7 protein-coding genes are annotated in these 13,951 nt (G+C 66.9%); 1 reads left to right on the top strand and 6 read right to left on the bottom strand.

Annotation, left to right across the window (positions count from 1 at the left end; all coding sequences use genetic code 11):
* Positions 1 to 42: 42 nt before the first annotated feature.
* The 6 genes from NOV74_RS03515 to NOV74_RS03540 form a co-directional block, all read right to left on the bottom strand.
* Complete coding sequence (locus NOV74_RS03515) at positions 43 to 3,312, bottom strand: WD40/YVTN/BNR-like repeat-containing protein (protein WP_257309305.1); 3,270 nt, start codon at positions 3,310 to 3,312, stop codon at positions 43 to 45.
* Positions 3,313 to 3,363: 51 nt separating this feature from the next.
* Positions 3,364 to 5,112 (bottom strand): hypothetical protein, encoded by a 1,749-nt coding sequence (locus NOV74_RS03520; RefSeq protein ID WP_257309307.1) that lies wholly within the window; start codon positions 5,110 to 5,112, stop codon positions 3,364 to 3,366.
* Positions 5,109 to 6,764 carry a single-stranded-DNA-specific exonuclease RecJ gene (locus tag NOV74_RS03525; RefSeq protein WP_257309309.1) on the bottom strand — a complete coding sequence of 552 codons (1,656 nt, stop codon included), beginning with the start codon at positions 6,762 to 6,764 and terminating at the stop codon, positions 5,109 to 5,111. The genes NOV74_RS03520 and NOV74_RS03525 overlap by 4 nt, the downstream gene beginning before the upstream one ends.
* Before the next feature lie 13 nt (positions 6,765 to 6,777).
* Positions 6,778 to 7,737 (bottom strand): acetyl-CoA carboxylase carboxyltransferase subunit alpha, encoded by a 960-nt coding sequence (locus NOV74_RS03530; RefSeq protein ID WP_257309310.1) that lies wholly within the window; start codon positions 7,735 to 7,737, stop codon positions 6,778 to 6,780.
* A gap of 73 nt (positions 7,738 to 7,810) precedes the next feature.
* Complete coding sequence (locus NOV74_RS03535) at positions 7,811 to 9,787, bottom strand: hypothetical protein (RefSeq protein WP_257309312.1); 1,977 nt, start codon at positions 9,785 to 9,787, stop codon at positions 7,811 to 7,813.
* Positions 9,788 to 11,620 (bottom strand): hypothetical protein, encoded by a 1,833-nt coding sequence (locus tag NOV74_RS03540; RefSeq protein ID WP_257309314.1) that lies wholly within the window; start codon positions 11,618 to 11,620, stop codon positions 9,788 to 9,790. It abuts the gene before it with no gap.
* A 235-nt stretch (positions 11,621 to 11,855) separates the two neighbouring features.
* Between NOV74_RS03540 and coaE the strand changes: the two genes are divergently transcribed.
* A complete protein-coding gene (gene coaE, locus NOV74_RS03545; protein ID WP_257309315.1) occupies positions 11,856 to 13,949 on the top strand; it encodes a dephospho-CoA kinase in 2,094 nt (697 codons plus the stop codon).
* Positions 13,950 to 13,951: the final 2 nt, after the last annotated feature.

Genomic DNA, 13,951 nt, shown 5'->3' on the forward strand with positions numbered 1-13,951 from the left:
AGAACACACTGGCCGCCCGATTGCCCCGGAGCGGGCCAGCGCTCACGGCTCGGAACGCCCGGGGGTATAAGGCGCCTTGGCGGCCTCGAGCGCGTCCTCCAGGGTCTTCAGGGTGGTCAGGGCAGCCTCGAGCCGACCCTTCACTGCCTGCAGCCCCTCTTCGGCCCAGGCCAGGTTCTGGCGCTGGGTGGCGGTGGGCAACTGGGTGGTGGCCCAGACACTACCGGTGACCTCGCGGATCCGCCCAAGGATCCCGGGGGCCGTGGGCTCTTGGCGGGCAGCGACTGTGTTGTCTCCGCTGAGCCGGTCGCGCAGATCCTTGAGGTCGCCGTACAGGCTGCGGGACTTGGTCAGCAAGGCCGGGTCTGCGGCAGGGGTTTCGAGCAGAGCCTTGCGGACGTGGTCCAGCCGGTTCTGGGCCTCGTTCAGGTGTTGGGAAGCGCCCAGGGCGCGGCGCTGGGCGTCCCCCATTCGGGCCGAGAAGGCACTGAATTCAGCCCACTGGGCGGGGGTGAGGCGGTCAGCATCTAAAGGCCTCACGTCGAAGGCGACGGGACCGGCCACGGGCTTCAGCACACCGTCCACCTGGAAGGATAGCGTGGCCTGGTACCGACCCGGCGCGGCCAGGGCTCCGTGGGCGCCGTAGTCCCAGGGATCTCGCTCGGTGGGGATTTTCAACCGGATGGGAGCAGGATTCTGGAGGCGGAGATCCCACGCCAGGCGGTGGAGGCCCTTCTCCGGTTTCGCAACGATGCGGCGTACCACCTGGCCATCGCTGGCGGCGATGGTCAACACCACCGCGGGCGGCACCTCGCGATCCTCCGCCCGGAGTGAATCCCAGGTGGGGATGGCGGGATCCTGGCCCGCTTTGGCGGCCTCCTTCTCCTTCGCCTGGCGCTGCTGCTTCAGTGTCTTCGGTTCCACCTTCACGTGGTAGGTGAACACGGCGCCAAAGGGCGGGTTGGGCGACAGGAAGAGGGAATCACCCTGGAAGGACTTCCCTGGCCCACCGAAGGGGACGGCCGGGATGTAGGCCTGGGCAGGCCGCAGACCAAAGAGATGAGCCTCGGGCTCGAAGTCCTCCGCCTTCGCCTCGCGCAAGGGGGTCAAGTCATCGAGGATGTAGAAGCCCCGGCCGAAGGTGGCCACCACCAGGTCGCCTTCGCGGGCCTGGATGGTCAGGTCCTTCACGGCGATGGTGGGCAGCTGGGTGAACCGGGACCAGGTCTTCCCGGCGTCGAGGCTGAAGAAGAGGCCGAACTCCGTGCCGCAGAAGAGCAGCCCTTCCCGGGCTGGATCCTCGCGCACGGTGTACACGCTGCCCCGCTCGGGCAGCCCTGTGGAGATGGACTCCCAGGTGCGGCCACGGTCCCCGGAGAGCAGGAGGTAGGGGCGGAAGTCACCCATCTTGTGGTTGTCGAAGGCAGCGTACACCGTTCCCGCGCGGTGCGGGCTGGCGGCAAGGCAGGAGACGTACGTCAGGTCGGGCACGCCTGGGACAGGCTCGGACTTCCGCCAGACTTTGCCACCATCCTCGCTGATCTGAAGCAGGCCGTCGTCGGTGCCCACGTACAGCAGGCCTTCGGCCTTGGGGCTCTCCGCAAGGGCCACGATATTCCCAAAGAAACTGGTGGAAGTATTGCGGGCCACGGCATCCACGCCCCACACCTTGTCCATGATCTTCAGGCGGCTGCGGTCGATCTTGCGGGTCAAGTCCGGGCTCACGGCGGTCCAGCTGTCGCCGCGATCATCACTGCGGAACAGCTTCTGGGCGGCGAAATACAGCCGCTTGCCGTTGTGGGGGCTGAGCATCAGCGGCGCATCCCAGTTCCAACGGAAGGGCTCTTCTCCTGGCGCGGTCTGGGGCTGGATCTCCACCCGCTCGCCCGTTCGGCGGTCGAAGCGGGCCAGGCCGCCGTACTGGCTTTCCGAGTACACGGTGTCTGAATCGTCGGGATCCACCTGGCTGTAGAAGCCGTCCCCGCCCTGGGTCACGAACCAATCGAGGTTGGTGGAACCATGCAGGTTCCGGGTGCGGCTGGGACCGCCCATGGAGAAGTTGTCCTGAGTGCCGCCGTACACGTTGTAGAAGGGACGCGCATTGTCCGTGGCCACGCGGTAGTACTGGATGATCGGCAGGTTGGCCGTGAAGGCCCAGGTGGCCCCGCGGTCGCGGCTTTCGTACAAGCCGCCGTCACACCCGGCGATCAGATGGTCAGAGTTCGCTGGATCGATCCACAGCGCGTGGTTGTCCACATGCTTGGACGTCTCGCCCACGCGCCGCCAGGTCTTACCGCCATCCTCGGTCACCTGCATCCAGGTATCCATGGAATAGACGCGCTTGGGATCCTTCGGATCGCAGAAGAGTTCCTGGTAGTACTGCGCGCTCCCGGAGACCTGCTCGTTGCGACGCTCCCAGGTGCGGCCTCCGTCCAGGCTGCGGAAGAAGCCCCCAGCTTTGTTGGCGGCCTCGATGGTGGCGTAGACCGTGTCCGGCTCGCCAGCGGGAAGAGCCAAGCCAATGCGCCCCATGTCCTCCTTGGGCAGCCCTTCGGTGAGCTTCTTCCATGTCTGGCCGCCGTCCAGACTCTTGTGGATGCCGCTTCCGGGACCACCATCCAGCATGCCCCATACGTGGCGGCGTCGCTGATAGGTGGCGGCGTACAGCACGTCGGGATTGCGTGGGTCCAAGAGGACGTCCGCCACACCCGTGTGGGCATCCACCGTGAGCGCGGCCTTCCACGTCTTGCCACCATCCGTGGTCTTGTAGAGCCCTCGCTCCCCACCCTCTTTCCAGAGCGGGCCCTGGGCGGCCACGAAGACCACCTGGCTGTTCCGCGGGTCCACCAGGATCTTCCCGATGTGCTCGCTGGCCTTCAGGCCCATGTTCTCCCAATGCTTGCCGCCGTCCAGGCTGCGGTACACGCCGTCTCCGTAGGCCACCGATCGCTGGGAGTTGTTTTCGCCCGTCCCCACCCAGACGGTGTTCGAGTCGTGGGGATCCACGGTCACGCAGCCGATGGAGAACGAGCCCTCCTTGTCGAAGAGCGGTGTCCAGGTGGTGCCGCCGTTGACGGTCTTCCACACCCCGCCAGAAGCCGCTGCCACGTACCAGGTGTCCGGCTTGCGCGGATCCACAGCGATATCCCCGACCCGGCCCGAGGTCACCGCCGGTCCCAGGTTCCGGAAGGGAATCCCCGCCAGAGGCGAATCCACCCGCTCGGCAGCCTTGGCCTTCGCGGACGGGGCCGCCAGAATCGGGGTCGCGGCAAGCATCAGCGCCAGGGGCGCGAGGGTACGGAACCGGGGCATGGTGCCTCCTAATACGAGGTTTGCTTCATCATGCCCTAGAAAGGCGCGGCATCACCAACTGGGATTCGCACCCTTGCCGCGCACCCGACCTTGCCACTTGGCAGTCTGGGTTCCGGGTTCGAGTTCCAGGGCCTCGCCCTGCCCCTCGCCGAGGCGACCCCGCAGGATGACAGCCCCGGTGGCTTGGATGAGCTTCGCCGTTCGATCTGGACCCACCAGAACGGTCACGGACTCCGCCGCCAGCCGCCAGCCCTGGCCCTGACATTCCACCCCCCCGTTGAGGGTGATCTTCTGCGCCTCGCTCAGACCGTGTTCAGCGCGCAGGAACAGGTCTCCGTCCGCGGCTGCCAGAGTTCCGCTCAGGCCTTCAGGGAAACTCACCGTCTCGCCTTTCCGGATGATGCGGGAGCCTGACAACCGCTCGCGCAGGCGGCTCCATGCCGCGGGCCTGCCCGTGAGCGTCCACAAGGCATCTTCCCAAACCAGCCTGGCGCCTCGCAGGCTGCCGCCGGAGAACAGGTTCACCTGCACGGGTCCTTCGATGGCCCAGGATCGGGGATCTCCCTGCCCCGCTCCGCCACTGAACGTGCCGTCCTCGCCACGGCCCAGCACCGGGGCCTGAAGCTTCCAGCGCCGGGTGGCCCGCTCCATCAGCATGCGGGGTGACGACAAATTGCGCCGGCCCCAGGTGAGGAGCGTCTGGCCTTCCGCCACGGCGTAGCCCACGGGCAGGTTTTCGGGCAGATCCCCACCTGGCCCTTCCCGCAGGAGCACCCTTGGCGCCCGGAGCACAAGGCGTTGGCCATCCAGGGGCTGATCCCACACCACGCTGCCCTCCAGCCGCAGCCCTGCGGGCGTCCACCGGGCCCCGTCCGTGGACAATCGTTCCTCGCCCACAGGCAGGGCCCGGTGGGCCTGGAATTTCCGGAATTCCACCTGCTGGAAGGTGGCGCCGGGCACGGGCCGTGGCGCCACCCCGCCCTTCGCCTCGCCACGCCAGCCATCGGCGCGTTCAAAGGCCAGGGGGCCGGGCCAGCTAATCGTCTCCGGCGACAGGTCCGCGACGGAAGCCTGGAGGGAACCTTCCGTCAGGCGAGCCTTCACCCCCTCCAGGTGACCCGTCTGGAAGCCGGGCATAGCCCAGAGTCGCTCCGCATCCATGGCCTGGAGGGTGACCGGGGCAACCCCATCAGTCGGGGCCTGCCAGCGCACAGGTCCCTGCTCCACACGGAACCGGCCATCGGCCTCGCGCCGCCACCCGGCCGGCAGGTTCCAAGTGCCGCGAGTGGATCCTTCGAGGGCTTCCCACCGCAAGGGGGCCAGCCCCTCCCATTCCCCTTCGGTCCAGCGGATGGCAGGTCCTGCGTAATCCACCCGCCCCCTCCCCAGGAGGGCCTTGGTGCTCGGATCCGCCACCTCGAGATCCAGGGGACCTTGGAGGGTCCAGATCCCCGCCTGGCGCCGCGCCTTGGGCGAGAGCATGCGCCAAACACCGGTCGGTTCATCCAGATGGCCCGTCACCGTCTCCAGACGCAGATCCTCCTCGGCCCCTTCGATGGTGCGGTAGGCGAGCACCATGCGGTTGGGCCCAAGCTGCTCGGTGAGAGTTCCCACGCTGCCTCTGGTACCTTCGCCAAAGAGGGGGTCACCACCCACCGTGCGACCGGGCATGCCCGCCCCGCCCACCATCAGGAAGCGCAGGGTGAACCCTAGAGTCCCAACCACCAGGCCCCAGCCCAGAACCCGCCAGAGTGGGTGCCGGGCGGGCGGCAGATCCTGGAGCAGGGCCGGCGCTTTCATGGCGCTCCCTCCCCGAGCAGATTATCCACCAGCCAGGACCGGCCCCAGCGGCTGCTGCCCTGGGGCGTGGCAGCCACACAGAGACGGTCACCCGTGGCCGGTTGCGGTGGCCGGTCACGGCCCGCGAACCACGTGATGGGATCTGGGAATCCCGCCAAGCGCAGCTTCCAATGATCCGCCCCGAACATCGCGGAGGCGGTCACCACCCCTTCCAGCCGGGCCAGGGGTGGCGCGAAGCCTTGGCCGAAGGGTTCCAGGCCGGCGAGGTCCGCATCCTCCGGAAGGTCGTTGGGACCACCGTCCAGCAGCAGGGGCGGAATTTTGCGCCCCGCGGCCTGCTCGGCCGCGCCCCGCTGGAGGGCTTGGCGGACGAAGGCGAGGCGCGAGGCCTCGAAGCTGAGACCTGCCGCCGCACGATGGCCACCCCCGCCCAGGATGAAGGGCTGGGCCAGGACCAGCAGGCCGCCCAGATCGTAGCCTTCCGGGGCCCGCAGGCTGCAGTGGGCCACACCATCAATCACGGTGCAGACGCCCGCGGGGCGCCCAGTTAGGCGCATGCGGTGGCCGGCTACGATGCCGATGACACCCTTGTGGGCGGTGGGATCCAGCACCAGGTCGAAGGCGGCGCCATCGGGACGGGGGAGGCGCGCGGCCAAGTCCTCTTGGATGGTTCGGCGTTCCTGATTGAGCGCTTCCACCCGAGTCATGAGGGTTTCGGCCTCGCCGGGATCACGGGTCAGCAGCAGGCGCACCGCATCTTCCGCGCCGCCCATGCGGCCCACGGCATTGAGCCGAGGCGCCAGGCCGAAGCCGATGTCCTGGCCACCCAGCGCACCCTCCTTCTTCGCGGCACGCAGCAGGGCCGCCAAACCGGGGCCATTCTTCCCACCCAGGGAATCGAGGCCGCGACGCACCAGCAGGGCGTTCTCGTCACGCAGCGGCATGACATCAGCCACGGTGCCGATGGCCACCAGCTTGAGCATGCCGTCCAGGAAGGCCGCGTCGGCACCCACGGGATGAGGCACGGCGCCGAGCAGGGCCTGGGCCAGCTTGAAAGCCACGCCCACGCCTGCCAGGAAGGGGTTGGCGTAGCCGTCGAGGTGGGGATGCACCACGGCACAGGCCGGCGGCAGCTCGGGGCCGAGGGCGTGATGGTCCGTGATGACCCAATCGAGGCCCAGCTCGGTGCTGGCCTTCACCTCGTCCACACTCCGCACGCCGCAGTCCACGGAGATGAGCAGGCCTGGATCGCGGGTGACCTTCAGTTCCTGGATGCAGTCCAGGTGCAGGCCGTAGCCGTCTGAGAACCGGTTGGGGATGAAGAAGGACACCTCGGCGCCCAGTTTCTCAAGGGCGCGCACCAGCAGGGCGGTGGCGGTGACGCCGTCCACGTCGTAGTCGCCGTAGACCACGATGCGCTCACGGGCTTCAATGGCCCGGCGGATGCGGACCACGGCCTGATTCACGCCCGGAAGCAGATGGGGGTCCGTGCTCCGGGCCCAGGAGGGATCGAGCCGCCAGGCCAGGTGTTCCGGGTGATCCACACCCCTGAGCCAGGCCAGCCGCGCCAGGCGGGGTTCCAGATTCCAGGCCGCGGCCAGAGCCCGCCAGGGCGCCGGACCCGCCGGAATCTCCCGGCGGAGGCGCCACACCTTGGTGTCCATATCAGCCGACACTGCCCATGCGGGCGAATTTCTGGTACCGCTCCTCCACCAGTTCCTCGGCGGACAGCTCGGACAGCTCGGAGAAGGCCTCGATGACCGCGTCCTTGAGTGCAGCGGCCGCGGCGTCGAAGTCCGAATGGGCGCCGCCCAGAGGTTCCTTCACGATGCCGTCGATGACGCCCAGCTCCAGCAGGTGGGGAGCCGTGAGTTTCAACGCCGCCGCGGCCTTGGGGGCCTGGCTGGCGTCCTTCCACAGGATGGAGGCGCACCCTTCCGGCGAGATCACGGAATAGATGGCGTTCTCCATCATGAGCACGCGGTCGGCCACGCCCAGGGCCAGGGCCCCGCCGCTGCCGCCCTCACCGAGGACCACGGCCACCACGGGCACTTCGAGCTTGGCCATCTCCAGCAGGTTGCGGGCGATGGCCTCGGCCTGGCCGCGCTCCTCCGCATCCACCCCCGGATAGGCGCCCGGCGTGTCGATGAGGCAGAGGACGGGGCGCTGGAACTTCTCGGCCAGCTTCATGAGGCGCAGGGCCTTGCGATAGCCCTCGGGCTTGGGCATGCCGAAGTTGCGCAGGATCTTCTGCTTGGTGTCCCGGCCCTTCTGCTGGCCGATGATCATGACCGGATTGCCCTCGATCCAGCCCATGCCAGCCACGATGGCCGCGTCGTCGCCGAAACGACGGTCGCCGTGCAGCTCCTCGAAGCGCTCGCAGATCCGTTCCAGGTAGTCGAGCGTGTAGGGGCGCTTGGGGTGGCGGGCCAGCTGGGCCCGCTGCCAATCCGTGAGGTTGGTGAATAAATCGGCCTTCAGCTTGTCCAGCTTCTTTTCCAGTTTTTCCCGCTCCTTGGTCTGGGAGGGGTCCATTTCCATGGCCCGGATCTGGGCCTCCAGCTCAAGCACCGGCTTTTCCAGCTGGGACAGATCCATGGCCTGTTCGGGTGTCGCGTCTTTCATGTGACCTCGGGTCAATAAACGGAAGGATCCAGTGTAGCGGATCGCGACAGGACTGGCCTCCGCCCCGAGGGCGCTAGAGGACGATCTTGAAGGCGAGCGCATCCTCCCGGAAGGCCTTGTAGAGGTTCCGGTCCTTCTTCCACGCCTGGACGCCGGCTTCCCTTTGGTCGAACCCAAAGTCCGCATCCTTCCACCGATGCTGGAACAGGAGGGTCAACTTCGAGCTGCTCCCCGCAGGTTCCGACACGGCCTCCACGGAGAAGGTACTGAACGCAGTCTCTACGGTCCGCTTCGGCACCACAGGCTGGGCGCGTTCGGGCACCTTCAGCCGGGCGCGCAGGATCCGCTCCCCGAAGGTCCGCGCCTGGACTGGAAATCGCCTTGGGACACCGGATTTCTGGATCACGGTCCGAGGCCAGGGGAAGCCCCAGCCCACCAGTTCCCGCTCCGCCCCGTTGGCTCGGTACCCCTGGGGATGCTCCACCCGGACCGTCACCCGGAAGGCCTTGGCCAGCTCGAGGGGGTCGCCCAGTTCCGTCACCACCAAGGTCCCCGTGGGAGGGATGTCCAACAAATCCTGTACGAGGCGATCGTGAACCCCCTTGGCCCCCCGCGCCCTCACCACGGCGCGGAGCCCCCAAGCGGACCCAGTCTCGTCGATCTGCAGCGTGGCCACCAGTCGTCCGTCCAGCCTCGCCTCTCCATCCAAATCCAGCTCCAGCCGGTTGGGCTGAATCGCCGCATCGGGAACCCGCACCCACTGGGCACACGTATCCAGGCAGATCATCACGTTGCGCCCGCGATGCGCCGCACCGAGGCGGCCGAGTGGAACGAGCGGATCCGTCGGATCCACGAGGAGGAATCGGCCCACAGGTGTTTCCACCTCAGCCGGGAAGCCCAGGCTCCGTTTGAGCTTGAGGGCGGTGATCACGTGGTTGAACTCAGGGAAAGGCGCATCGGAGGAATCGACCTCGGGATTGGAGATGGAAGCCAACGCCGGAAATCCCCTATAGCCCAAGGAGGAGGCTTCCGACAGCAGGAAGCAGCTCAGGTCCTTGCAGTCGCCGTACTTTTTCCGCCCCACTTCGTCGGAGGCTTCGGGGAGCCACCCGCGCTCCGGGGTGAGGTAGATCTGCTTGTAGGTGAGGGATTTTCCCATCCAGGACCAGAGAGCCTCCAACCCCGCAGCCCCAGACCAGCCCTTGGCGGCGGTCACCGCGGGCCTGCGCTTCGCCTGGTAGTTCCCGGCGGTCCAGACGGCCAGTTCGTTCCAGCTCCCCCACATGCGGGATAGCGGAAGGTCCGGATCCTGGAACCGCACCCGCACGGAGGGAAGGATTTCTCCGAGATCCGGATGACCCTCTTCATCTTTCGGTAGGGCCGGCAGGTTCGAGAGGGCCAGGCGCGCACCCGGCGTTTCCTCCACGGTGCTGATCCAGGGCGTGAAATGGCGTTTCTCTATGGAGATCGTGACGGCCTTGAGGTCCGTGAACCAGCCCTCCTTCTTGGCAACTTCCAGTTCCCAGTGTCGAATGGGGCTCGATTCCAGAATCCCCTCTCCGGCCACCGGTCCAAGGGGACTTTCGATCGTCTCCAGGGATTCGAAGGCGATGAGGCTGCCCGGAACCACCCGGTCGAGAGAGGCGCCCGTGAGGCTCTCGGTGCTGAATTCCGGACTCCCCGCATCGTTGATGGTGACGACCTCGTCCTGGTCCAGCTTGACCATCTCCCCGTCCGGGCGGAGGTTCCATCCTTTAAGCTTCTTCACGCGGCTGGCCTTCCCCCCCAAGCCCCGGAGTGCAAAAGTCCTCTGCTCCCGCCCCCGTTCCGTGAGGACTTTCACCAGGCGGAACCTGCGTTGGCGAATCTCCCCGCCGCCGGTATAGGCGATCTCCGTACGGTCCTGAAGCACCCAGGCATCAGCCTGTTCAGGTGCCGGCTCCGCCTGGGCGGACCGGGCCACGGTGGCGGCCCAATCCGGAAGCTTCCGGTAGGGATCCTGGGCGAAGAGCGTCAAGGAAAGGAACAGGAGCAGAGCGGTGCGGACCATTCAGCCCTCCCTCGCCAGCACGACCTGGCGGGTGCAGGCATCCTGGATCCAGCTGAGGTAGTCCCTGAAGGCACTCCAAGCGCCGTTGCCCTCGTGGAGGGTGGCGACTTCGACACTGAACCGGACCGTGACCTTCCGGGTTTGGGGATCATAAGCCGTCGACCACGACACCGAGCCGAACTGGTTGCGCTGCTTCAACTCGGTATGAGGATCGAAGCGGTACCCTTTCGGCACCACGAAGCTGCTCACCGCGGTCTGGGTGGCCAGGTAGGGGAGGATGATCGGCATCGACCTGGGAACATCCATTTTGTCGGGAACCCACAGCGGCCAGTTCATACCCGGAAAGGGCACGACTTCCCGACGCCGTCCGCTTTCCCGCTCCAGGCTCCCCTCAACCTCCCAGGACACTGGCTTGGCGGCGTTCGTGGCATCAAGCACCGTCGCCTTCGAAATGCTCAGGTTCTTCCCCAGCTTCTCGAATTTCTCCCGCAGCATCCGGGACTGGTTCGCGGCATCCTGCGGAAGGTACTGGTAGCGTTCCGCGTACTCCGGATAACCCCCGAATTGGGCCTGGACCGAGAAGACGTCGGCATCCTCGCCGAGGCGGAGGTCATAGGTGTAGGACCGGGTGTTCCTGCCGAGCTTGGTGGCCGGCAGGCTGTTTAGGGCGGGCTTCCACGTCTTTCCATTCGGTGTGGCATACACCAGCATGGGGACGCCTTCATAGTCCGGGTGGACCACCCCCGGCGCCGCATAGCGGTTTGTGGCATCGATCCACAGATCCGCCTCACCCAGTTCCTCGATGCCGAGGATGTCGTGGTTGAACTGCCAGGCGTTGAGGTGGCCGTAGTTGAAGAGCGCCTGCTCCCGGTCCACGAGCTTGCCGATCTTCGGCTGGATGCCCGCCTTCTTCAGCAGGTGGTAATACATCAACCGCATGCCCGAGTTGCTCGCCAGCCCGGAGGCGGCAGCCTTGTCCAGACGCTTGTACTCGTAATCTCCCCAGAAGTCTTTCGGGAGGGATGCCTTCTCGGTCGCGGTCGGCGACGAGACGTTCTTAATCCGGGCCTGAAGGCGGGTGAGCAGTTCCCTGGCCCTGGCCTGCGGCTGCTCGGGAAGGCCCGTGGTCAGTTCCGCGGCCAGCCGCTTGAAGGCGCCGCCGGTGTCGACGGAAACCTCATAATCCGCCCTGTAGATCCGCTCGAAGGCCTCCGACCAATAGCCATCGTTGCCCTCGTGGGTGGCCCGGATCAGGTCATCGGGCTGCCAGTAAGCCACCAGCCGGGGAAACCCGTTGGTCGGGGCCAGGGCGTAGGGAGTGGACTCCATGGCCGGCAGGTTGTGATAGGTCAGGACGCGGAATCCGTTGCGCTCGGAATCTTCAGCCCGGCCCATCCGCCCGGTCAGGAAGAAAGCGAACGGGAAATTCTTGGCCACTTCGACTGACGAGATGCGCGTGGGGTAGGGGTTTCCGAGGGTCCAGACCCCATACAGGCCGTTCGTGAAGCGTTTGGGCAGAGCCCTCCGATACCCGTCACACACCTCCCTCCACTGGATCTCCACCACACAATCCGAAGTGACGCCAGGAGCCACCAGGTGGACTTTGGCAAAATTTCGTCCTCCCGTCTCCGCTTGCCGTTCCGCGAAATCCTTCCGGCCATCGAAAACGACCTCCCGACCGTCGGGGTACACCGTGCGTCCCTTGATCCCGAGCGTGTTCTTCGGCAAGTCCGAGATGGCAGCGGCGGCCCTTCCCTCCTCGGAGAAGATGCGAACCCGGTACACCGTCTGGATTTCCCCCATCTGGAACCGGAGGCGCTCCTCCAGGACCACGGCGCCTTTGGCACCCTCCTTGATCGCCCAGACCTCCGCCGGGATGGGCGGCCAATCAGATCCTGCCCAGGCCTGGAAGGCAAGGCATACCCCGACACAAAAATGAAGCCATCTCAAATTTGATCTCCGTAGTGACAATTTCGGCATGCTGACAGAGGGAGTCGGACGCCATCAAGAGACTCTGGTCACGGTTCTCTGGTTTTCTCATCATCAACGGACTTTGGATCATCCGCCCATGCCCCCCCTTCCGCCCACAACCTTCCCCATCCTCGGTCTCACCGGCGGCATCGCCGCGGGGAAGAGTTTCGTGGCGAAGCGGATGGTGGAGCGAGGCTGGGCCTTGATCGATGCCGATGCCCTGGCTCGGGAGGCCGTGCAGCCCGGCGGCGAAGGCCTGGCGGCCCTGGTCGCCGCCTTTGGTCCCAGCTGCCTCCAGCCGGATGGCACCCTGGACCGGGCCTGGATGGCCACCCATGTGTTCGCGGATGATGGAGCGCGGGCCTGCCTGAACGCCATTCTCCATCCCCTCATCGAAGCCCTCCTGGTGGGACGCCTCGAAGCGCTCCCTCTTGGCACCCGCGGCGCCGTGCTGGATGCGGCGCTGTGGGTGGAGCGGGGCCGGGCCCACCACTTCGACGCCTTCTGGACGGTGGACGCGCCGGAGGACTTGCGCTTGGCGCGCCTCATGGCCCGGGACGCCCTGTCCCGGGAGGCCGCCCTGACCCGGCTGCGGGCCCAGGCCTCCGCTCCCGAGCGCGCCCTCCATGCGGACCTGGTGATCCCCAACGACGGCAGGGATCTGACGGCGATCCTCGCGGGAGCCGAGGCCTCGCTTCTGTCAAACTGGAAGGTCCGCCGCGCGCGGACCTGGAGAGCGCCGATGCCCGCACCTTTCACCGCTGATCAGCTCCGCGAGATCCTGACCGCCCTCCTCAACCGGGGTGGCGACTACGGGGAGATCTTCGTGGAACGCCGGCGGGCCCATGCCCTGGGCATGGACGATGGCCGCATGGAGGACGTGCTCGCCTCCGAAACCTTCGGGGCCAGCCTCCGGCTCATGGATGGCGAGACCACCCGCTTCGCGGATCTCATCGCCCCTGGCTTCGACGAGTTGCTCGAGGCTGCCCACACCCTGGCTGCGCCGGGTACCGGCGGACAGGCCGACATCCCCGCCCTGTCACTGATGGTCCACCCCACCCCCAGCCCCGTGGAGCGCGATCCCGGTCACGTGCCCCTGGATGAGAAGGTGGCTCTGGTGCGTCGTGCCGAGGCCCTGGCGCGGTCGCATGCGGAAACCCTTCGCCCCGGCGCGCTCAAGCAAGTTTCAGCGGGCTACGGCGACAACACCCAGCGAGTCTGGATCGCCGCTGCCGAGTGCATGGATGGCACCTGGTCCGGCCGCCTCACCGAAGATCACCGCACCCAGGTCGTGCTTCGCGTGAATGCCACGGCCGGGGACGGCCAGCAGCTCCAGTCTGGCTATCAGGCCCTGGGCGAGACCCGCGGTTTCGAGCTGTTCACGGACGAGGCGGTGACCCACACCGTGCATGAGGCCGTCCGGCTGGCCATGCAGGCCCTGGATGCCCAACCTGCCCCGGCCGGCACCTTCCCCGTGGTGCTCAGCAGCAGTGCCGGCGGCACCATGATCCATGAGGCCTGCGGGCACGGATTGGAAGCGGATTTGGCCTTGGCTGGCATGAGCGCCTTCGCGGGCAAGCTGGGCCAGAAGGTGGCCGCCGAAGGGGTGACGATCATCGACGATGGCACCCTGCCCCACAAGCGCGGCAGCCAGGCCATCGACGACGAAGGCAACCCGGTCAGCCGCGTGGTCCTCATCGAGAACGGCGTGCTGAAGGCTTACCTGCAGTCCCGCAAGACGTCGCGGAAGATGGCCACGGAGCCCACGGGCAACGGCCGCCGGGAGAGCTACCGCCACCTGCCCATCCCCCGCATGCGCAACACCTTCCTGGCCGCCGGGAGCGAGGCGCCCGAGGCCATCCTCCGGGATCTGGACCGCGGCCTGCTGGTGAAGCACATGGGCGGCGGCCAGGTGGACACGGTCACAGGGAACTTCGTGTTCCAGGTGACCGAAGGCTACTGGGTGGAGAACGGCGAGGCCAAGTATCCCGTGAAGAACGCCACCCTCAGCGGCTGTGGCCCCGACGTCCTGAAAGGCCTCACCCGCATCGGCTCCGACCTGCACCACTTCGACATCGGCACCTGCGGCAAGGACGGCCAGGGCGTGCCCGTCAGCGATGCCTTGCCCACCATTCTCTGCCCCGCCCTCGTCGTGGGCGGAACCGCCGAACCCTTGCCGAGCGTGATTTGACC

Source organism: Geothrix fuzhouensis (genome assembly GCF_024609325.1).
Taxonomy (GTDB): Bacteria; Acidobacteriota; Holophagae; order Holophagales; family Holophagaceae; genus Geothrix; species Geothrix fuzhouensis.